Source organism: Paenibacillus sp. FSL K6-1122, assembly GCF_037977015.1.
In the GTDB taxonomy this organism is placed as follows: Bacteria; Bacillota; Bacilli; order Paenibacillales; family Paenibacillaceae; genus Paenibacillus; species Paenibacillus amylolyticus.
In genome coordinates this window covers 3,052,192-3,072,577 of the sequence record NZ_CP150272.1, presented here as the reverse complement: position 1 = coordinate 3,072,577, position 20,386 = coordinate 3,052,192, and the positions used below count along the sequence as shown (strand labels likewise).

General features: G+C 47.6%; 18 protein-coding genes. 9 read left to right on the top strand and 9 right to left on the bottom strand.

Going from position 1 to position 20,386, the window contains the following annotated elements:
- Positions 1 to 171: 171 nt before the first annotated feature.
- From NSQ20_RS14265 to mnhG, 6 genes are read left to right on the top strand one after another with little or no spacing between them, the layout of a single operon-like run.
- The gene (locus NSQ20_RS14265; RefSeq protein WP_340033026.1) at positions 172 to 3,126 is read left to right on the top strand and encodes a Na+/H+ antiporter subunit A; all 2,955 of its coding nucleotides are present in this window, start codon (positions 172 to 174) and stop codon (positions 3,124 to 3,126) included.
- Between the two features lies 1 nt (position 3,127).
- Positions 3,128 to 3,466 (top strand): Na(+)/H(+) antiporter subunit C, encoded by a 339-nt coding sequence (locus NSQ20_RS14260; RefSeq protein ID WP_036670645.1) that lies wholly within the window; start codon positions 3,128 to 3,130, stop codon positions 3,464 to 3,466.
- The gene (locus NSQ20_RS14255; protein ID WP_340032799.1) at positions 3,459 to 4,937 is read left to right on the top strand and encodes a Na+/H+ antiporter subunit D; all 1,479 of its coding nucleotides are present in this window, start codon (positions 3,459 to 3,461) and stop codon (positions 4,935 to 4,937) included. The genes NSQ20_RS14260 and NSQ20_RS14255 overlap by 8 nt, the downstream gene beginning before the upstream one ends.
- A gap of 6 nt (positions 4,938 to 4,943) precedes the next feature.
- Entirely contained in the window at positions 4,944 to 5,420 is a 477-nt protein-coding gene (locus NSQ20_RS14250) for a Na+/H+ antiporter subunit E (RefSeq protein WP_036608718.1), read from the top strand.
- Positions 5,420 to 5,704 (top strand): Na(+)/H(+) antiporter subunit F1, encoded by a 285-nt coding sequence (locus tag NSQ20_RS14245; RefSeq protein WP_017688855.1) that lies wholly within the window; start codon positions 5,420 to 5,422, stop codon positions 5,702 to 5,704. The genes NSQ20_RS14250 and NSQ20_RS14245 overlap by 1 nt, the downstream gene beginning before the upstream one ends.
- Complete coding sequence (gene mnhG / locus NSQ20_RS14240) at positions 5,688 to 6,080, top strand: monovalent cation/H(+) antiporter subunit G (protein WP_340032798.1); 393 nt, start codon at positions 5,688 to 5,690, stop codon at positions 6,078 to 6,080. The genes NSQ20_RS14245 and mnhG overlap by 17 nt, the downstream gene beginning before the upstream one ends.
- 135 nt (positions 6,081 to 6,215) lie before the next feature.
- Here the strand turns inward: mnhG and NSQ20_RS14235 are convergent, their stop codons facing one another.
- From NSQ20_RS14235 to NSQ20_RS14210, 6 genes are all read right to left on the bottom strand, one after another.
- A complete protein-coding gene (locus NSQ20_RS14235) occupies positions 6,216 to 7,388 on the bottom strand; it encodes a GDSL-type esterase/lipase family protein (protein WP_340032797.1) in 1,173 nt (390 codons plus the stop codon).
- Between the two features lie 51 nt (positions 7,389 to 7,439).
- Positions 7,440 to 8,459 (bottom strand): alpha/beta hydrolase family protein, encoded by a 1,020-nt coding sequence (locus tag NSQ20_RS14230; protein WP_340032796.1) that lies wholly within the window; start codon positions 8,457 to 8,459, stop codon positions 7,440 to 7,442.
- Between the two features lie 191 nt (positions 8,460 to 8,650).
- Positions 8,651 to 10,897 carry an MMPL family transporter gene (locus tag NSQ20_RS14225; RefSeq protein ID WP_340032795.1) on the bottom strand — a complete coding sequence of 749 codons (2,247 nt, stop codon included), beginning with the start codon at positions 10,895 to 10,897 and terminating at the stop codon, positions 8,651 to 8,653.
- Between the two features lie 108 nt (positions 10,898 to 11,005).
- Positions 11,006 to 12,160: a type III polyketide synthase gene (locus NSQ20_RS14220; RefSeq protein WP_340032794.1), complete on the bottom strand. Its 1,155-nt coding sequence runs from the start codon at positions 12,158 to 12,160 to the stop codon at positions 11,006 to 11,008.
- Positions 12,161 to 12,393: 233 nt separating this feature from the next.
- Positions 12,394 to 13,014, bottom strand: a complete 621-nt coding sequence (locus tag NSQ20_RS14215) for a flavin reductase family protein (protein ID WP_340032793.1) — start codon at positions 13,012 to 13,014, stop codon at positions 12,394 to 12,396.
- A 169-nt stretch (positions 13,015 to 13,183) separates the two neighbouring features.
- Positions 13,184 to 14,182 carry an ABC transporter substrate-binding protein gene (locus NSQ20_RS14210; protein ID WP_340032792.1) on the bottom strand — a complete coding sequence of 333 codons (999 nt, stop codon included), beginning with the start codon at positions 14,180 to 14,182 and terminating at the stop codon, positions 13,184 to 13,186.
- Between the two features lie 421 nt (positions 14,183 to 14,603).
- On the opposite strand from NSQ20_RS14210, the gene NSQ20_RS14205 reads away from it, so the two are divergent.
- The gene (locus NSQ20_RS14205; protein WP_340032791.1) at positions 14,604 to 15,248 is read left to right on the top strand and encodes a hypothetical protein; all 645 of its coding nucleotides are present in this window, start codon (positions 14,604 to 14,606) and stop codon (positions 15,246 to 15,248) included.
- 137 nt (positions 15,249 to 15,385) lie between these two features.
- Here the strand turns inward: NSQ20_RS14205 and NSQ20_RS14200 are convergent, their stop codons facing one another.
- Together NSQ20_RS14200 and NSQ20_RS14195 are read right to left on the bottom strand one after the other, a co-directional pair.
- Complete coding sequence (locus NSQ20_RS14200; RefSeq protein WP_340032790.1) at positions 15,386 to 16,621, bottom strand: multidrug effflux MFS transporter; 1,236 nt, start codon at positions 16,619 to 16,621, stop codon at positions 15,386 to 15,388.
- A 6-nt stretch (positions 16,622 to 16,627) separates the two neighbouring features.
- Positions 16,628 to 17,371 (bottom strand): GTP pyrophosphokinase family protein, encoded by a 744-nt coding sequence (locus NSQ20_RS14195; protein WP_036608962.1) that lies wholly within the window; start codon positions 17,369 to 17,371, stop codon positions 16,628 to 16,630.
- Positions 17,372 to 17,768: 397 nt separating this feature from the next.
- Between NSQ20_RS14195 and NSQ20_RS14190 the strand changes: the two genes are divergently transcribed.
- The gene (locus NSQ20_RS14190) at positions 17,769 to 18,494 is read left to right on the top strand and encodes a prolyl oligopeptidase family serine peptidase (RefSeq protein ID WP_340032789.1); all 726 of its coding nucleotides are present in this window, start codon (positions 17,769 to 17,771) and stop codon (positions 18,492 to 18,494) included.
- A gap of 86 nt (positions 18,495 to 18,580) precedes the next feature.
- Complete coding sequence (locus NSQ20_RS14185) at positions 18,581 to 19,297, top strand: YoaK family protein (RefSeq protein WP_074094780.1); 717 nt, start codon at positions 18,581 to 18,583, stop codon at positions 19,295 to 19,297.
- Between the two features lie 127 nt (positions 19,298 to 19,424).
- Here the strand turns inward: NSQ20_RS14185 and NSQ20_RS14180 are convergent, their stop codons facing one another.
- Positions 19,425 to 20,321, bottom strand: coding sequence for a LysR family transcriptional regulator (locus NSQ20_RS14180; RefSeq protein ID WP_340032788.1), 897 nt, complete (start codon positions 20,319 to 20,321; stop codon positions 19,425 to 19,427).
- Positions 20,322 to 20,386: the final 65 nt, after the last annotated feature.

The window sequence follows — 20,386 nt, the reverse complement described above, 5'->3', positions numbered from 1 at the left end:
ACAATATTATACTGAAATCTTCACCGTGTTTCTTCCATTCAAAGAATAGACACGATTCTGTATATACATACTTGGGTTATGAATATAGAGAGCAAGCATATCCTTCAAAGGATCATGCGCCTGTATGTCACAGAGAGAGTAATCGAAATACTAAACATTGGGGGTGTAATGTTGAGCCTGCTTCATGTTGCTGTTATTCTGCCTTTTGCCGCTGGCATTCTTCTTGCCATGCTGCATCGTTTCTTCCGTAAATTACATTTGGGATGGCCGGTTCTCCTTGTCCCGGCACTATTATTTGTATACTTTGCGAGTCTCATACCCGCTGTGTCACAGCGCAATACCGTATCCGGAAATATCCCATGGATTCCTTCACTGGACATTGGATTTAATCTGTATCTGGACGGTCTGAGCCTCATGTTGACATTGCTAATCACCGGAATCGGTGTCCTCGTTGTTCTCTACTCCATCTTCTACATGGATATGAAAGAAGCGCTGAACCGTTTCTACCTGTATCTGTTGATGTTCATGGGAGCCATGTTGGGCGTGGTGCTGTCTGATAATATGATCGTGCTCTACGGATTCTGGGAATTGACCAGTATTACGTCATTCCTGTTGATTGCATTCCATTACAAACGTAAAGCCTCGACTTCAGGAGCACAAAAATCATTCCTGATTACGGTATTTGGCGGTTTCGCCATGCTTACCGGATTCATGATGATGTATCTCATTACAGGAACATTCAGTATTCGTGCAACCATTACAGGATTGGGTCAGTTTCAGGAAAGCGCACTATTTCTACCCGCACTTATCTTGATCCTGATTGGAGCTTTCACCAAGTCAGCTCAGTTCCCGTTCCATATCTGGTTGCCGGATGCCATGGAAGCTCCGACACCTGTTAGTGCCTATCTTCACTCAGCCACCATGGTCAAGGCCGGACTGTACGTTGTCGCACGGTTTACACCAATCTTCGGTGGACAGGGACTCTGGTTCTGGCTCGTTACTGGCGTTGGTCTTCTGACTTTGTGTTATGGATCATTCCTGGCGGTGAAAAAAAACGATCTCAAAGCGATTCTTGCCTATTCGACCATCTCTCAACTTGGTCTGATCATGTCCCTCTTAGGGGTTGGATCTGCTGCTCTCTACTTCGGATATGGCGAATCCTCTGCGATGTACACTGTGGCAATAACCGCTGCGCTACTTCACCTGTTTAATCATGCAACCTTCAAGGCCGCTCTGTTCATGGTCGTAGGGATTGTTGATCATGAAACGGGTACACGGGACATACGGAAGCTCGGTGGACTAGCTTCATTCATGCCAATTACATTCACCGTGGCATTGATCGGTTCACTTGCCATGGCGGGTATTCCACCGTTCAACGGATTCCTGAGCAAGGAGTTATTCTTCCAGGCGATGGTGGAAGTCACGCATCTACGAATCTTTGGACTTGGGTCCTGGAGTGTTCTATTGCCGGTATTCGCTTGGCTTGCAAGTGTGTTTACCCTGATCTATGCGCTTATTATCGTGTTCAAAACATTCCTCGGTCGTAGCCAAAGCGAGATCCCTGCCGAGAAGCTGCACGAAGCGCCCGCTGGCATGCTCATTCCACCTGTTGTTCTAGGTGTTCTTGTCGTTGTATTCGGACTCTTCCCGAATCTGCTGGCCGGATCACTGATTGAACCGGCAATGGCCGCTGTGCTTCCATCCCTCTTGAATGGAAATGAGCGCTTCGATGTACATTTCTCCCTGTGGCATGGATGGACTCCGGAATTGATTATGACAATCGGAGTTGTGATTCTCGGAATCACTCTCTACAAGCTGTTGCCACGATGGAGGAATATTTATGAGCATTATCCACAAGGATTAACAATTAACAATATGTACCATGTCGTGCTTGATAATCTTCAGCATTATGCACGCAAATGGACGGAAGCCTATATGAATGGCTCGGTTCGTAATTATCTCGTTTACATTTTCTCATTCACGGTCGCGTTGCTGGTCTATGCCTTCTTCCGTTCAGGAGAAAATATTAGCTGGAATCTGCAGGGCAATGCACCTTTCTCATTTTATGAGGTCGTTCTGTTAGTCACGCTCATCGGTGCTGCGGTTTCGATTCCTTTTGCCAAGAACAGACTGTCGGCAGTCATAATGACTGGAGCCGTTGGTTACATCGTAACCCTGCTGTTTGTACTCTTCCGCGCGCCGGATCTGGCGTTAACACAGATGATAGTCGAGACGGTATCTGTAGCCCTGTTCCTGCTCTGCTTCTACCATTTGCCTGAGCTTCAACGTGGCAAATCAAGCCGCAGTTATCTCACGGTAAATATGATCGTAGCGATTGCAGTCGGCGTTGTGATGACCTTTGTTGCTCTAGCTGCAAGCGGAACAGCATCACTGGACAGCATTTCTACCTTCTTCATTCAGGAAGCGTATGACTCGGCTGGTGGTAAAAATGTCGTGAACGTATTATTGGTAGATTTCCGTGGCTTCGATACGTTATTGGAGATTATGGTGCTTGGCGTAGCTTCATTATCCATCTACTCCATGATTAACCTGAACCTCGAAGCAAAAGATCTCGGAGCCCGCTTGAAGTTCCGTAAGAAGGATGAAAGTCAGGAGTCCGAACCTGCTCTGGATGATGAAACGGACAATACGAAAAAGTACGGTAACCGGGAACGCAGCTCATCTTCGTGGGATACTGTACCCTTGCAAAGTAATGATGTATTGCTGCAAACGACTACCAAGGTCGTTGTGTTCATCATACTGACGTTTGCCATGCACCTCTTCTTTGCAGGTCACCACAATCCGGGCGGAGGTTTCATCGGCGGCTTGGTCACAGCGGCAGCGCTCGTATTGATCGCTCTGGCATTCAGTACTGATACGATACGCAAAGCCTTACCCGTTGACTTCCGTATTCTAACAGGAATCGGAATGGGTATAGCCTTACTGACGGGCGCGGGTTCATTTATTTTCGGAGTTCCGTTCCTCAGTCAAACCTTCGGCTATTTCGAACTTCCTTTGCTGGGAGAGACAGAACTCGCCACGGCCATGCTGTTTGATCTTGGCGTGTATCTCGCTGTCCTGGGTGTCACCATGACCATCATTCTACAGATCGGGGAGGATCGCTGATATGGAAATATTGATGTGTGTAGCCGTTGGCATTCTGTTTGCGGTTGCCGTCTTTTTAATCTTGTCGCGGAGCCTGCTCCGCATCGTACTTGGCATGTCCATACTAACCCATGGCGTGCATCTGCTCTTGATCACCATGTCACGTCTCAAAACAGGGGCACCACCACTGCTTGGGGAGATGGCTGAACGTTATGTCGATCCACTTCCTCAGGCTTTGATACTAACTTCGATTGTTATTAATTTCGGCCTCACTGCGTTCTTCTTTGTTCTCTCCTATCGTTCTTATCTGAAGTTAAAAACAGACGATATGGAAGAGGTAAGGGGGCGCCCATATGAATAATCTCGTCGTTCTGCCGATTTTGTTGCCTTTGATTACAGGTGTTCTGGCTCTGCTATTTTTCCGAAAAACAAATATCCAGCGGATCATTAGTGTCATCGGACTTTTGTTTACAGCAGCGGTCTCAACGATACTCATTACTCGTGTGACTCAAACTGGAGTTCTAACGCTTAATATGGGCGGTTGGGCACCTCCCTATGGTATTGTGCTTGTTGCGGACATGGTGTCTGCGTTGCTTGTTGTTGCTGCTTCCATCATTGCACTGGCGTGTCTGCTGTATGCATTCCGCAGTGTAAACAAGGAGAGAGAAGAACATCACTTCTATCCGTTCTTTCATTTTCTGATCGCAGGAGTTAACGGTTCATTCTTAACAGGAGATTTGTTCAATTTGTTTGTCAGCTTTGAACTGATGCTCATCTCTTCCTATGCACTGATCGTATTGGGAGGTACCGAAAGACAGCTTCGGGAAACGATCAAATATGTCTTGATTAACATCGTTTCTTCAGCTCTTTTTGTCGCTTCCATCGGCTTCCTCTACTCCATAACTGGTACACTGAACATGGCAGATTTGTCCGTCAAAATTGCTGAAGTGGGACAGAGCGGAGTCATTACCTTAATTGCTGTTCTCTTTCTGATCGTATTTAGCATCAAGGCCGGGCTGTTCCTCTTCTTCTGGCTGTCGGGCTCTTATGCGGCACCACCTGCTGTTGTCACTGCATTGTTCGCAGGATTGCTTACAAAGGTTGGCTTGTACGCGATTGTGCGAACATTCACACTGATCTTCTATCATGATCCTGATTTCTTCCATGCACTGATCGGATGGATGGCTGGAGCAACGATGGTCCTGGGTGTCATCGGTGCGATCTCATACCGCGATGTAAACAAGATTCTCATCTACAACGTGGTCGCAGGTGTAGGGTTTGTCGCTTTTGGTATGGCCGCGGCCAGTCGCCCTGCACTGGAAGGTCTGCTCTTCTATATGTTGCATGATATGTTGATCAAAACATTGCTCTTCCTGCTCGGCGGTGCCTTGATCGCTGTTGCCGGAACATCCAAACTCGACAACATGGGCGGGCTGATCCATCGCTATCCGCTGCTAGGCTGGATGTTCTTCATTAGTGCTCTTGCCTTGGCAGGTTTGCCGCCATTTAGTGGATTTCCGGGGAAGTTGCTTCTCTTTGAAGGAGGCTTGCAGGCAGGCTTGTATGGTCTTACCGGCATTGCGGTGCTTTCGAGCTTGTTGATGTTATATTCGGTACTACGCATCTTCATACAAGCGTTCTGGGGCGAACCACCTGCCGGGGTTACAAGACGCCCTTACGCGGTGAACGGCCTTCTGATTCCTGCCGGAATTCTGTTTGTATTCATCATCGTAATGGGTGTGGGGGCTGAAGGCATGTTCCAATTGACCTCCCGCGCAGGCGATATTCTACTGCATCCCAATATTTATATTGATGCCGTATTGAAGGAGTAGATGTCTATGGCCTTTCAGATTGTACTGAATCTTATCATTGCTTTTGTATGGATGTTTCTGAACAACGCCTGGAATGGTGTTGGTTTTCTCATAGGTTACCTACTCGGACTGCTTCTCATCGGGGGGATGCGCAGATTCTTCCCCCAGCGCTTCTATATTGTGCGAGTCTGGGCCATCTTCAAACTGATTACTCTGCTATTCAAGGAACTGGTGCGAGCCAGCATTGAGGTTATACGCCAGATTATCAAGCCTAAGCTCGATATAAGGCCCGGTATTTTTACGTATAAAACTCAATTGTCCTCGGATTGGGAAGTTACTCTGCTCTGCTTACTCATCTCATTGACACCAGGTTCTCTGCCGCTTGAAATCTCAGGTAATCAACGTAAACTGTTTATTCACGCACTGGATATTAAGGATGAACAGAAAATGAGAGATGATATCCAAAATACATTCGAAAAAGCAATTATGGAGGTGACGCGTTAATGTTATCCTCACTGTTGTTCATCTCATTGCTCATTCTCTCCTTAGCCATTCTGGGTTGCTTGTACAGGGTGCTGCGGGGACCATCCATGGCTGATCGGATCACGGCACTGGATACCATCGGTATCAATGTGATTGCGATCGTTGCCGTTCTGTCGATGATGCTGCAAACTCAGGCCTATCTGGATATTATCTTGCTGATTGGCATCTTGGCTTTTCTAAGTACAGTGGCATTTGCACGTTATATTGAACGGGGGGCGGTATTCAAAAATGATGGAGATCGTTAAAGTAGCCGCTGAAACCTCTATAGGTCTACTCGTACTGCTCGGTGCACTACTCAGTGCACTCAGCGCATTTGGACTTATTCGTCTGCCTGATGTATATCTACGTGCCCATGCTGCAACCAAAAGTATGACGCTTGGTGTGTTCTGTGTATTAAGCGCTACATTTTTCTACTTCTGGTATTTCGATAACTATATCAGTGCCCGCTTGTTGTTAGGTATCCTGTTTGTATTCATCACGGCTCCGGTCGCCGGACATCTGAACGGACGGGCCGCCTATCGCACAGATGTACCACTGTGGGAGCAGAGCGTACAAGATGAATTGGAACCCTTGTTAAAAGGGAAAAAAGTGAACCATGAAGCCAAGGATATGATGGAGTAATCCCCAGTCTAGGCATAACAAATACCCCCGAGGATCAGCCGCCCTTTTCGCGGCATGTTCCCGGGGGTATTTTTTTCATTTTGCATATACGGATCATATCAAGCACTGATTATGCAGACTGATTAAGTAGTAAAGTCAGAATCCATTCAGTCCCTGTCTTCTCAGATCCGCAGCCACAATACGCGCAAGCTCCGCAGCCCCTTGACGATTCGGATGCAGACTATCCCCTGTCATATACAGAGCAAGTGTTGCGGCAGGACCAATAGACGTGAAATAGGCAGAACTCAGCTTGTTCAGTTCAACAAGGGTAACCCCCTCTTCCTGAGCGAGTGCACGGGTGGATTGATTGTACCAGCGGTTCTCCGCTTGATGTACATTGGCTGTATTAAAGTCTGTTGCCCGGCCCTGAGGCGTGGAGAGGATAACCGTTGCTCCTTTGTTCTTCGCCTTACGTACCATATCCCGCATAATCTCTTTGAACTGCGCCTCCGTTGTATTATTCTTGGCATTGGTATCGTTAATTCCGAATTGCAAAATAAAATAATCTCCCGGCTTGATATACTTGAGAATCGCTTCCATCTGACCATCATCGCGGAAACCTCTCGCAAATTGACCACTTGCCGCCATATTTCGAACCTGGAAGATGGAATTGTTCACATAGGACGGAAACAGCTGTCCCCAACCTCCTTGTACACTGCTACCCAGCGGATAGTAATTACAAACTGTTGAGTCACCACCAATGTAGATTGTGCGGTTGGTAACGGTTTGATTGGATAACTTCCGGATTTCGAGTGCACTAAGTGTGAAGGCCGTACCTGTCTTTCCTTCTGTAACCAGCAGGTTTAATTGCCCGTCAGTCACCGGAATTTGAAATTGGTCCGTTGCCCCGTTGCCTGTCATATTGATGATCTGGTAGACACCTTCTGCAGCCACGCTGGCTCTGGAAGTATTACCTAGGATTACTTTAACTTCATATAGGCCATTGGACAGATTCACATTGAAGGTATTGGTGCTCTTGGTGCCGTAAGTCAGAAACTGCACAGCGTCACTCTTAACCCCGCTTCCTGAGGCAGGCACATTTCTCATATTGGTAGGTGTGTTGAATCCATAACCTTTCGTAGGCGTATAGGCATCTCCTGCGGACACGCCTGTGTAACCGCTCTCAACACCACCCGAACCAAAATCAAATCTGTAATTGTCCGTTGCCGCTTCGGCGACTTGCCCTCCACTGCTTCCCAAACCGATGCCCGTTGTACTTGCAAACAGAACAAAACAGAGCAGTAGCTTTACCGATATTGACCATTTCATCACTAATTTCTCCTCTCGAATCAGAATTATATTAGTTGAAGATCCACAGCTTCACAGAACTTGATCAAGCCAGTCATAAGCCTTCGCTCCGCTAATCTCATGTCCACCGGTAAAGAAATCCGCATCCAGTGATTCTGCTGCTCCCGCCTGCTCATATATGTGTGTCAAACGGGCATACGCCTCTCTCGCTGCATGGATTGGGAACACCTGATCATCACTTCCAGCTTCAATAAAAAGTGGCCTTGGCACAATCAGGCCGATAAGATCCGGCAACTCCGCTTCACGCAGGATACCTGGCACATAGTTGTCCAGACAATGGTTCCGATCCAATATGCTGCCCTGGAATGTATTTGCATAACCGCTTACCACAGTTGCCCTGAACCGTTCATCCAACGCGGCTGTAAATGCGGTCACCAGCCCACCGCCCGAGATACCCATGCTTCCAATTCGCTCCAAATCCACTTCTGGCCGAGTCGATACATAATCCAATACACGTGTTGTTTCATACACCCTATGACCGGCGAGGGTCTTCCCCACCATGAGCAGATGCGCAGCAATCTTCGTACAGGAGCTTACCCCTGGTGGCGCATCGCGGTCCTCTTCCAGTCTTCGATCACCAAATCCGAGCAACTCTGGAGCCGCAACCACATAACCACGCTTCACAAGAGCTACTGCAAAGTCCTTGTGTAATCCGGGCTCGCCTGTCCGTAGTGACCCATCCGGTTCCATACCCGATATCTCTCGGCTACCGTAGCCATGCCCATGACAAGCAACGATAGCAGGTCTCTTGTTTTCGGTAATGCTTCCATCACCCGGAATTAATAAATACACTGGCATGCGAAGTCCTGCATAGGTCGTGATTTCAATCCGCTCCCGAATATATCCGTCACATGTAATGCGCTCCAGTAAGACAGGATTCAGTGCTGCCGCCATCGTGGGAAAACCGCCCAGCCGTTCTTTCACGCGAGTACGTAACTGATTGCGCCATAACTCTAGGGGTTGATCTGCATGATACGCGGAACGACCACGAAGATTTGTTTGTTGTTGTAGATATGCTTCAATATCAGACATGGGCCTGTGTCCCTCCTGTTTTTCATAGGATAACGTAGATAAAAGACTGTTATATGGAATTAATCCCATCCATTATAGAACATCCATGTCACCCATGAATTGAACATGTTTGCCTGTTTTGAATAGAATCACACGCTTTCTAGCCAAAAAAAGGATATCTCCAACCTGAAGACAGGTTACGGAAATACCCTTCATTTCATCTGACCTGGGAGCCACCAGTTCCACCTGCCCATTAATTTCATCAATGCAGGTACCAGTATTAGACGGATTAATGTAACGTCAATCAACACCGCTGCCGTGATTCCGATCCCTAACTGCCTCACACCTGCGACTTCAGCAAAAGCAAACGGCACAGTCACCGCAAGCAGAATGGCCGCTGCGGAGGTGACCAGACGACCTGTAGAAGCCAATCCCTGTTGGACAGCCACATCGCTGTCTCCGGTTCGTCTATACACTTCCTGAATACGGCTCAGCATAAACACACCATAATCCATGGATATGCCAAACACCAATCCTGCAATGAATACAGGAATCATAATGGCAATGGCTGACGGCTCCATACCTAGATGTCCTTCATTGAACACCCACACCAATATGCCAAATGAAGCGGCTAAGCTGAGCAGATTCATCACAATTGCCTTGATTGGAATGAGCATCGATCGGAATGCCGCCAGTAACACAAGATAATTGGTGACCACTACAAATACCAGCACTTTGGGCAGTTGACTTGTGACTTCTTGCATTATTTCATACTGCTTGGCAGCTTCCCCACCATAACGTAGTTTTACGTTGTTGGAACCTGGTGCATGATCGCTATTCCTCATTCGTTCCAGCCAGTCTGCGACCTGCTCCGACCCGGGCTCCCCGTACACGTTGGCTATTAAGCGTATGGAATGATCAGAGACCGTTGAACGTAGCCATGCCGTCCTTATTGACTCCTTGCCTTCTATGGAAGGAGTCAATAAGGACGGTGGAATTTGAAAAAGGCTCTGCGAGCCATTTTGATTCGGCTGTAATAGGCCCCATGGTGAAACAATGCTCAATACGCTTGAGTCCTGCAGTAGTTGACGGGCTTTGTGGTGGGCCAAATGCCAGTGAGAGGCAGTCAACAGGTCCTGCTGTCCGCCAATCACGATCTCGATGGTGGAGGTATTCTTTTGCCCCAAATCATGTTGCAACTGCTCTGCTGCCTGGCGGGAGTCCATCCTCTCTGGCAGTGAAGAGGCATCCGGGACGGACAGTTCCAGCCGGGTTACTGGATAAACACACAGGAGAAGCACAACCGTACCTCCAATGGCCATACTGACGGGTCGTTTCATGACCATTGCTGACCATCTATGCCATACCGAGCGTCTGGGTAACCAATGGACTAACTTTCGCCTGAATACCCGATCCGCAGACAGTGACAGGAGAGCTGGCAGTAGCGTAACATTTAACAGTAGCGACAGGAGCAGAACAATAATGGCCCCCAATGATACACTTAGAAACATTGGCAGTCTGATCCAGAGCAGACCCATCAGCCCAAGGAGCACGCACGCTGCCGAGAACAACACTGCTCTGCCTGCTGTACGCAATGTTCGCTGAAGAATCTCGCTCCGCAAAACCTCGCTCTGCATATCCAGGCTACTGCCCGTAACGTTAGCTTTGCCTTCATCTTCATAGGCCCGCTGAACTTCTTCCCTGTACCTGCTCAGGATGATCAGGGCAAAGTCTATACTCAGTGCCATACCCACCATGGGAATCACATTAATGATAAAGTTAGACAATTCCAGATGATAACCAAGGAGTGTCGTGACTCCCATGGCGGTAATCACAGCACTGATCCCCATCATGACAGCAATCAATGCAGCATATAGCCCCCTGAATGCAAAACACAAAACGATCAGGGCAATCGGCAGGCCCACCATCTCTGCCCGTTCCAGATCACGAAAGCTCAGATTATTGACATCCTGCTGGACGACTGCCTTTCCCGTCAATTGCACCGTACCTGGACCGTCTGTTGCCAGCACGGCGCGCAACTGCTCCAGTGGGGGACCCATCTGATGCGCGGGCACATCCATTTTCACAAAGGCATAAGCCCTTTGGTTTTGCAGCGTCACCCTTTCGCTAACATCCAGAGGGGACGTGATAGAGGTTACCGCAGGCAACACTTGAACCTGTGTCAAACGATCCTTGATCCACTGCCGGAACTGTAACGGCGAGGTATTTTCCTTTTTCTCAAACACCAGAATAACCGGATCAGCAGGAGATCCGAATTCATCCTCCAGAACAAGTTCAACCGCTTGCGCATCCCCGTGAACCCGTTTTAATCCGTGATCTTGAACAATGTCAGGTAACTTCCATGCCCAGACCGCTGACATCCCGATGATAAATACCCAGCAGAGAATAATGAACCGCGGATATCGGCTGATGAAGGCAGCAAGTCTGCGATAACCCATACCTAAGCTCCTCTGCGATCAGATTAGTCATTCGATTATGTTCATCGGTAAGATCATAAGCACATTCATACACTTACGGTGTATATCTCCTTCACTCGGGTTCGCGAACTATTGAATGCCATGATTCACAGGTGTTCTGTTCGCAATGGGGGCAGGGATGTATGTAAAAGGAAGTAACTCTGCCGTCAGTCCCGGGCCAAAGGCCAGCGCTATCCCACTGGAATGCTCTTCCTTCTGTCTGTAATCCTCACGGATGGCTTGAAGAACAAAAAGAATCGTCACGGACGACAGGTTGCCATAATCCCGCAGGATGTTTCGGCTGTAGGAGACCTGCTCATCTGTCAACTGATACAGCTTCTGAACGGCATCCACGATGCCTCTGCCTCCCGGATGGATCGCCCATATTTCCGGTAAACCGCTCCCCTCCAGCAACCGTTCTACCTCTGGACCGAGATGCAAACCAAGCAGCTTCGGAATCTGTGGTGACAGGTAGAGATCAAAGCCTGTATTGCCGACTTCCCAGATCATTTCTTCTGCACAATCCGGGAGCAGCGTTGAGTGCCCTCGGCCTAGTCGAAAACATTCATTGCGGTCTGTTCCGTACGCACCAATAACACAGGCAGAGGCACCGTCTCCGAAGAAAGATGCAGCATACAGGTCGTCCCTTTTGGCAGATGGCTGAAAGTGAAGTGTACATAGTTCCACACACACGATGAGAACTGTAGCCTTCTGATCTGCCGTTACAATGGAATTCGCCAGTTGAATCGCCTTCAGACCGGCTGCACATCCCTGAAACACCAGTGGAATCCGGTTGATCTGCGGTGACAGTTCAAGCTGTTGGATCAGCCGAACATCAAGTCCGGGCAGGAATTGCCCCGTGCAACTCACCGTAATGAGATGTGTAAGTTCCGAGGAGGTTACGTCTGCATCCTGAAGGGCCTGTCCGGCCGCCTCGAGACCAAGTGGAACAGCAGCGGCTTTGTATTTGCCCATACGCTCGGATGTAGTCGGAACCTCGTCCGCATTGGTAAAGGGTAAATATCGGCAAGAATCAACAGGCTCAAGCAGATTCGGTTCACACGTATAACGAGTCTCCACACCGCACTGATTAAAGATCCGTTTGGCCCATCTTCTCGCATCTGGCTCATGTTCCAGCGCTTGCGCGAGACGGGCAGACACATCCTTTTGCTCAATACGGTGGGCAGGCCACGCCGTTCCTATTCCCATAATACTTGCCCCAGTAGTTGCCTCAAGCTGGTTCATCGGCTTAACCCCCTTATAGTACGTGTTCAAAAGTAGGCTTTTTAAACAACCTATATATAAAATAGGTTCATATGACATATGTGCAGGATATAGTACAAGTCTATTCACTACCTGTCCTGTTTATGTTCATATTAACAAGCAAAGGCGGACAACATATGCGAGTTTCGCACATGCTGTCCGCCTTTGCTACCGGATTAAACCCGTTCCTATATTACATATTCGATCTGTCAGAACTATTCAGGTCGAATCACCGTGAATCTCTCCCCAAGCTTGGCATAATCATTGCCCGCCAGTCGACTTACTGGTTTCAAATGATCCATCAGGATATAGCCCTTGTCCGGATTGTAGACTTGTTCGCTGAAATGATACTGTACAATGCGTACCAGCAGCAGGTCACTCACCGGTTTGCCCTCATCATTCGTGATGGGAATGTGTTGATACAGCTCACACTCCATCCGAATGAGTGCTTCCTGAATTCCTGGCACAGCAACCTTAGTACTTGGCACTGTAGTAAGTTTTGTCCGCTCAAGCTCACTTTCGTGGGGTTCCAGTATGGCTGCTGTCTCATTCACTTCTGTTATGATTGCTTCATCACAGATATGCACGACCAGTTCTTGATGAGCAATCACATTACGTGCAGTATCTTTCATGATACCGTCTTTACGTGCAATAGATATGGATAACAGCGGCGGGTCCGAACTAACTACATTAAAGAAACTAAACGGCGCCGCATTAATTACACCATTCTCATCTGAACGAGTCGTCACAAAAGCAATTGGACGTGGTACCACCGAACCACTCATCAGTTTATAGTTGTCTCTTCCCGTTATTTCACGTGGATCCAATGTATACATATGTAAATATCCCCTTCCATGCTCGTGAAGCAAATGACAACTCTACTTCATGATACGACAATGCTTCTACTTCTTTATTATATATCGTAAAATGCTAAATTAACAAAAAAACTCCTTGGTGCCCACTGCACCAAGGAGTTTGAACATGCCATTTCGTATTGGCTATTTCTTATTTAACGATGCTGTTCTGAATGTCTTCCATAATTTGAAGATTCGCTTGAACTCCGCTGTACAACCAGCTACTGGACCGGGTGAATTCAAAGACATTACCTGTCTTTACAGCAGGAATGCTCTGCCATACGGCATCTTTCAGCGCTTCTGAGCCTGCTCCCTTGTCACTGTTCACCAGGAATAGATAGTCTGTGTCCATTTCCGCGATCTTCTCCAATGAAATCTCAGACCAGTTACCCGTTGCCTTCGCAGATGCTTCCTTCACAACATTAGGCTCTGCAAGTCCAAGTTCGTTGTACATCACTTCACCACTGGAAACATTGTTGCTTACAACATAAAACTTGTTATTGAACAACCACAACGCTGCGGCCGACTTTGTTCCTCCAGTAACAGCAGTTACTTTTTCTTTGATTTCCTTTGCCTTGGCATCATAATCATCAAGCGCCTTCTGCGCTACATCCGATTTGTTCAAAAGCTCGCCGATCTTGAGCAGAGCCTGACGCGAGTCCTTGTTGACCTCATCTCCGAGTACATAAGTAGGGGCAATTTTGTTGTACTGTTCGTATTTCTCCCCTTCCACTGTACTTTCAGAACCCATAATAATCAGGTCTGGTGAGAAACTGGCCATGGCTTCAAAAGGTAGATCACTTGCAATACCAGGTATGCCATTCAGATCATTTTGCAGATAATCCTGCAAACCATTGCCGTTGTTGATGGACCACTGTGCCGCTGGCTTAACACCGAGTGTAACGAGATGGTCTTCCAGATAAGAAGCGATAATACGCTCCGGATTTGCGGGAATTGTTACTACGTGTCCCATTGCATCTGTTAATGTGCGCTCTGTAGCGGCTTCTGTTTGTGTCTCAGTCTCCGTTTTTGTATCGTTCTCTCCTGTTGCTCCATTCTCTGCAGGCTTCGCTCCACACGCGGCCAACCAGATGGACATAACCATCACCGTCATTAGAAGCATGATCAACTTTTTATTTCTCTTAAACACTTGATATATCCCCTTTCAATTCATTATAAAAACCTTATTCGGCGTTATTGTGACAGATTTCAATGTCCAAAAATATTGAAACTATTATTGATACATATAATATCCGCATGTACATTTGTTCGATTCCATTGACAATGATAATTGTTATCAGTTCAGTTGTCAATTCGATTATATTCTGCGCTATACAGTTGAACTAAAATTTATTTACACTGACACTACGATGATAGAACAACCTTCCAACCGCTGTTATCCCCAGATTTTTTCGATTCCTCTTTCTCTAAGGGAAAATCCGGTGATAAATGCGAGCGCTTCGCTTTTTCAGGTTTTTTCTATCTTCTCCGTTTGGTGTAAATGATTAGTTCAACTATATAGATCATATAAATCTTTTTGGCGGCATTCACATATAGGCGGATGCCGCCATATGCTGAATGCAGAATACGACGACAGGAAGGATGTTCTGTACATGTATTACGAATATAACCCTTATCTAAGTTATGGAGAAGACCGTTCCTTTCAATTGCCTCCACTGTTCCCAGGCGGTGGCGGCACACCGGGTGGTCCGACGTTTCCTGGTATACCTGGCGGTCAAGGCCCCTATCCTCCATACATTCCAGGCGGAGGACCCGGTCCATATATCCCCGGAGGCATTCCAGGTACAATCCAGGGTACAGCACCGGGCGTACCTGCGCAATTGACTCAAGGCAATCTGCCCAGCCTGCTTAGTGCCTATCCTCGTCCGGTAGGTCAGCCTCCGGCAGAAATGCTTTTTCTGTATAACCTGATCAAAAGCAGCCCGGGTCTGCTCCCGCTCTTCCTCCAGCAACAGCCGCAAAGTCTCACTCAAGCTGTGCAATTTGCACAGACTGGTGCAGCGGCACCACGAGATAACGAAGAACGTGCGCTGCCCAACTTTTGCTACAACCGATGGTCCCTTGTCTTCACATATAATGATGTCTACCTGATGTGGCCTGCGATTAATCTGTTTGGTTTTGTGGTGGGGTACTTCTATCCATTCCTCACGCCAGGTATACTGTCCAATACACAGATTTTGTTTGCGCTCTGCTAAACCTGTCCTTACCTACAGCAAGAGCCCCACTTGGAAGCATAATTCCTTCCAAGTGAGGCTCTTTTTCGTCCTTTTATCCAGATGCACCTTTACATTACTAAGGCTCCATAAACGCAAGGTGTACAGAATCAGTACATTTAACTCAACACTTGATCGTTCTGGCGCTTCCTGCCTTTACTGACCATTAGGAAGTAAATCACCAAGGCACCGAGATCAGCACACGCGATAACGATTCCCATTGGCACGGCTGTTCCTTCTCCCCCGAGACCTACGAGGGGAGCGACAATACCTCCGAACAGGAACGTCATCACACCAATTAGCGCAGACGCACTGCCTGCCGATTTCTCCTGATTGGCCATCGCCAAAGCGAAGGACGCGGTATTGACCAACCCAACACTGGATACCACCAAAAATAGCGGAATCAGTACAGAGATTAGATTACCTCCAGCCAGAATGGCGATGAGCAATGAAGTTCCTCCGAGCGCCGCGGTTAGCAGCCCCGCGATTAACAGGCGATTCTCTGATACCTTTCCTGCAAGTCTGCCGGCAATCTGACTGGCCAGAATAATGCCTAACCCGTTAATGGCGAAGCATACACTGAACATTTGCGGGGATACCCCGTATATTTTCTGAAGCACAAACGGCGAACCGGATATGTAGGCAAACATGCCAGCCGCTACGAAACCCTGGGTCAACGCATAACCCATAAACTGACGATCCCCTGCGATTTGACGAAACGTAAGTAATGTCTGTTTCAATCCCCCGCTTGATCTGCGGTTGGAAGGCAATGTCTCTCCAAGACCGAAAATGACAGCCAACAGCGTCATTATGCCTATAAGGCTGAGCAAAATAAACACGCCGCGCCACGACGTATACGTCAACAATTGTCCACCAATGATTGGTGCAGCAATCGGGGCTACGCCGTTAATCAGCATTAACAGGGAGAAGAACCGTGTCAGTTCCGGGCCCGAATATACGTCTCTGACGATTGCGCGCGAGATGACAATCCCTGCCGCTCCAGCTACACCCTGAATGAACCGCAGCACAACAAAAGAGCCCATCGTCGGGCTGACCAGGCAAAGTATGGAGGCGATCGTATAGAGCACAAGCCCTGCAATGAGCGGTGTTCGCCGACCACGTACATCACTTAGAGGTCCGGCAAGCAACTGTCCAACCGCAAGTCCAATCATACATGCCGTCAGACTGAGTTGAGCATACGAGGTCGATGAACCAAACTCATCAGCCAGCGTGGGCAATGCGGGTAAATACATATCCAGGGACAACGGCCCAAAGGCCGACAGCGTCCCCAGAATTAATGCCATTCGCACACGCGATGTAGAGTTTGTGTCCAATGAAGCTGTTGTACTTTTCATCAAGTACTACTCCCCGCTACCCAGCAGTTTGAGCAGATTGGACGGCAGTGTGAACTGCTGATTGTTAATAATAATACGGCGCAATTCTTCTTCATCCCGCTCGTTATCGGCGTCCTTAATCTCCTGAATTTCCCGGTGAAGTCGCTCCATCTGTTGATCCAGCGCATTTGCCGAATCTGCCGCACTCTTTAACTCTCTCGTCAAATGCTCGGGAACATCCTTATTGTATTTATAAAAAATCTTATGCTCCAGACTCGCCCAGAAATCCATCGCGATTGTACGGATCTGGATCTCCACACATGCTCGTTCCTCGCCATTGGACATGTACACAGGCACTTCCACCAGAAGGTGAAGGCTTTGGTAGCCGTTTGGCTTTGGATTCTCGATGTAATCTTTGACCTCCAGTACACGCAGATCACTCTGGTTGCACAACATATCCTTAATGCGATAGATATCCGAGATAAAAGAACATGTAATCCGCACCCCGGCGATATCCTTGATATTTTGCTTGATGCTCTCAAATGTTAACTCATGATTTTTGCGGAACATCTTGTTCATAATGCTCTCAGGAGATTTCAGTCTGGACTTTGTATGCTCAATTGGACTGTAATCATGCAGAGACTGGAATTCTTCCTTCAGGACTTCAATCTTGGTCTCCATTTGATCCAGAGCAAATTTATAGATCATCATAAATCTGGTAATTTCATATTTGAATTTCTTGAATTGATCGATTGGATGTGGAGCGTTCATCATGGCTTTCTCCCTTTCTTTCTGCACACTAAAATTAGTTTTATGAATATGAGGACAAGCGGTCGATCCACATGTCTCCTGAACCATTATAAATCATATGGAGCCAATAAACGAATTTCCACATTTGGGCTGGCGATTCAGCCTGGAAGGTATGGGAACTTATTTTACGCGCATCCTATAGAAGCATCCCTGTCGTTTGGCCTGCAATTATTAATAAAAGAGGTGGATTTTCCTGCTCTATCAAGTGACGTATTCATCCGATACACTTCGGGTTAAAGCTTATTTATACCTGCCACAAGGTTGCTCATTACCTGATATCACGACATATGAAACTTCTCATCCCGGCTCTGTCTCCTCTGCCTATCCGGAACTCGCTTCCATACATAAGTCTCTACATTTGCAACCGCTCGCCAGCCATTATCCTGCTGCAACAATGCATGATACGGATAACATACCGGAACAGTGGCCAGTTCTGCTCTATTGTCGCGGCGGACTTGGCAGCTATGGCGGGGTAAATACCGTTTGGCTTGAGCAATTTGTACATAAAGGTTATATCGTGTTCGCTCCATCCTATCGTGGCAACGAAGGCGGTGAGGGTCGTGACGAGTATGGCGGGAAAGATGCCGAAGATGTGCATGCCGCTTACCGGTTGATACAGCGTTTACCCTTTGTCGATCCGACTCGGATATCGTTAATGGGGTTCTCCCGTGGAGCCATTAATGCTGTACATACCGCAACTGCCTATAATAAGGGACCTGACAGAGTACATAAGTTAATTCTTTGGAGCGGTGTCGCCGATGTGGAACGCACTTATCATGAGCGAACCGACCTGAGGCGCACATTGAAACGGGTGCTGGGTGGTTCCCCACACGCAGTTCCGGAAGCTTATCTCGCCCGTTCTCCCTTGTCGAAGGCGAACAAACTATCTTGTCCCGTGCTAATCATGCATGGTACATCAGATACACAGGTGAATTATAGTCACGGAACCCGAATGTATCACTGGCTTAAGCGGCGAGGTGCAGACGTCACATTTCACGCTTACGGCGGGCAGGATCATCATTTTCACGAGAAAATACATCAGTCAGCGGTGAACAATATGTTTGATTGGCTCGCTGCACCTTAAGTCTTGCGAGATGAATTTCATTTTGAAGATGCATGGGTTATGGCTGTATACTGGAGGAGCTACGTTTTTTTGAAAGGACGGATAGGATGAATCAAAGCACCCTCCAAAAATACGCCATGCTACTTCTCTGCATGTCTGCCGGAATGGTGGACCTGATCGGATATCTGGGACTGGGGCATGTGCTCACAGCCAATATGACGGGAAATATTGTTTTGTTGGGTATTGCCATTGCCCGTGCTCAGGAATTTGTCGTGCTGCGGTCATTGCTTGCTCTCATCGGTTTTATTGCCGGCAATGCCATTGCAGCACATATGGTTGGACCTGTGCAGACCAAAAATGGCTGGTCTTCTAAGGTCACAGCTGTATTTACTGTTGAAAGCATATTGCTCCTGCTGTTCGCGATCGCCATGATTAGTCCATTTTCAGAACAACTGTCTTATCTTTTAATCGTCATCCTTGCCGTTGCAATGGGGATGCAAACAACTGCGGCACGCCGCATTGGAATTGCTGGCATCTCAACAACCGTGCTCACCAATAATTTAGCCGCTGTGGTTGAGGATACCGTAAACATCCTCAAAAAGCTGCGACATGCCAATATTCGATCGTTAACCAAAGCCTTGTCTACAGACTCCTACCTTCGTGCAGGTGCTGTTGTCATCTATTTGATCGGCGTCATTGCAGCCGCATTGTTATTCCACCGTGTGCCCATGATTGCAGTCTGGATTCCTGTCCTGATCATTGGCGGCGTAACCCTATACGCCCGATTACATGCATGGGGAACTTCACAACAAAGTGAAGGTTAATAAAAGTTAATAATAGAAGAAGTAACCTGTCCATGTTCAAGTAACTGTTCAAAAGTCCGCTTTGGGATACTGAAAACTGGTCTTTTTGAACACGTACTTTAAGTTGTTTTAAGTACAATCACGCTATTTATTTCATCAAAGCAGCTTCTTGGCGGATAAGCTTGACCAGATGCTGTGCAGCAGGTGATAATACCTCCCCGGCTCGTGTACATACGGCAACCGTATTTCTCAGCTGTACACCTCGAACAAACACACGTGCCAGCCTGCCTTGCTGCACATCTTCGTTCACAACCAAAGAAGATATAAAGTTGGCCCCATAACCTGCCTTCACCGCACTGATCGTTTCGTTCAGCCCGTTGAACTGAAGGGCAATGCGGGGAGCGGCCAGGTTATTTGTTGTGCAAAGGGAAACGAGTCGCTCACGCGTGGCACTGCCTTCTTCGCGCATGATGAACGGTTCTGCCATCATCTCATGCAGCTCGATTTCTTTTCCCGCATACGGATGGTCAGGGTGCACAACAAACCACATCTCATCGTCAAACAATTCATCCCATTGGACACCTGCATGTGTAATTCCACTTCCACCATACACTGCAATCTCTGCCTCATAACGAAGTAATTGGTCAAAAGCCATCCGGGTGTTGGTTGTGCTCACAACAATCTCCACATCCTCGTGCATTTGCTTAAACCGCGCAATCCAGCCCGGCAACAGAAAATTTGAAGGCAAGTAGGTTGCCGTAATACGGATCAGTCCTTTCTTGCCCTCCCGAAAATCCTGCACAAAATTCTCGACATCCTGCTCCAGCATGAACAGACGTTCCGCATAACCTGTTAACTGTATCCCTGCATCCGTGAGCACCAGTCTTCTTCCTTCCGAAACAAAAAGCTGGATTCCTAATTCACGTTCAAACTTCTTCACCTGAGAAGATACCGCAGGTTGACTAATATTTAGTTCCTCTGCGGCACGAGTGACCCCGCCATATCTCACGATGGCATGAAATAATCGTAATCCATGCAGATTCATGTTTACACCTCTTCCACGTCAAATACATAATCTAAAGTTATATTATCATACATAATATATATTTT

Coding starts and splice junctions, on each gene's coding strand:
- NSQ20_RS14260 (WP_036670645.1), top strand. CDS start 3,128: ATGGAAATATTGATGTGTGTAGCCGTTGGCATTCTGTTTGCGGTTGCC.
- NSQ20_RS14255 (WP_340032799.1), top strand. CDS start 3,459: ATGAATAATCTCGTCGTTCTGCCGATTTTGTTGCCTTTGATTACAGGT.
- NSQ20_RS14250 (WP_036608718.1), top strand. CDS start 4,944: ATGGCCTTTCAGATTGTACTGAATCTTATCATTGCTTTTGTATGGATG.
- NSQ20_RS14245 (WP_017688855.1), top strand. CDS start 5,420: ATGTTATCCTCACTGTTGTTCATCTCATTGCTCATTCTCTCCTTAGCC.
- mnhG (WP_340032798.1), top strand. CDS start 5,688: ATGATGGAGATCGTTAAAGTAGCCGCTGAAACCTCTATAGGTCTACTC.
- NSQ20_RS14235 (WP_340032797.1), bottom strand. CDS start 7,388: ATGAAATGGTCAATATCGGTAAAGCTACTGCTCTGTTTTGTTCTGTTT.
- NSQ20_RS14230 (WP_340032796.1), bottom strand. CDS start 8,459: ATGTCTGATATTGAAGCATATCTACAACAACAAACAAATCTTCGTGGT.
- NSQ20_RS14225 (WP_340032795.1), bottom strand. CDS start 10,897: ATGGGTTATCGCAGACTTGCTGCCTTCATCAGCCGATATCCGCGGTTC.
- NSQ20_RS14220 (WP_340032794.1), bottom strand. CDS start 12,160: ATGAACCAGCTTGAGGCAACTACTGGGGCAAGTATTATGGGAATAGGA.
- NSQ20_RS14215 (WP_340032793.1), bottom strand. CDS start 13,014: ATGTATACATTGGATCCACGTGAAATAACGGGAAGAGACAACTATAAA.
- NSQ20_RS14205 (WP_340032791.1), top strand. CDS start 14,604: ATGCTGAATGCAGAATACGACGACAGGAAGGATGTTCTGTACATGTAT.
- NSQ20_RS14200 (WP_340032790.1), bottom strand. CDS start 16,621: ATGAAAAGTACAACAGCTTCATTGGACACAAACTCTACATCGCGTGTG.
- NSQ20_RS14195 (WP_036608962.1), bottom strand. CDS start 17,371: ATGAACGCTCCACATCCAATCGATCAATTCAAGAAATTCAAATATGAA.
- NSQ20_RS14185 (WP_074094780.1), top strand. CDS start 18,581: ATGAATCAAAGCACCCTCCAAAAATACGCCATGCTACTTCTCTGCATG.
- NSQ20_RS14180 (WP_340032788.1), bottom strand. CDS start 20,321: ATGAATCTGCATGGATTACGATTATTTCATGCCATCGTGAGATATGGC.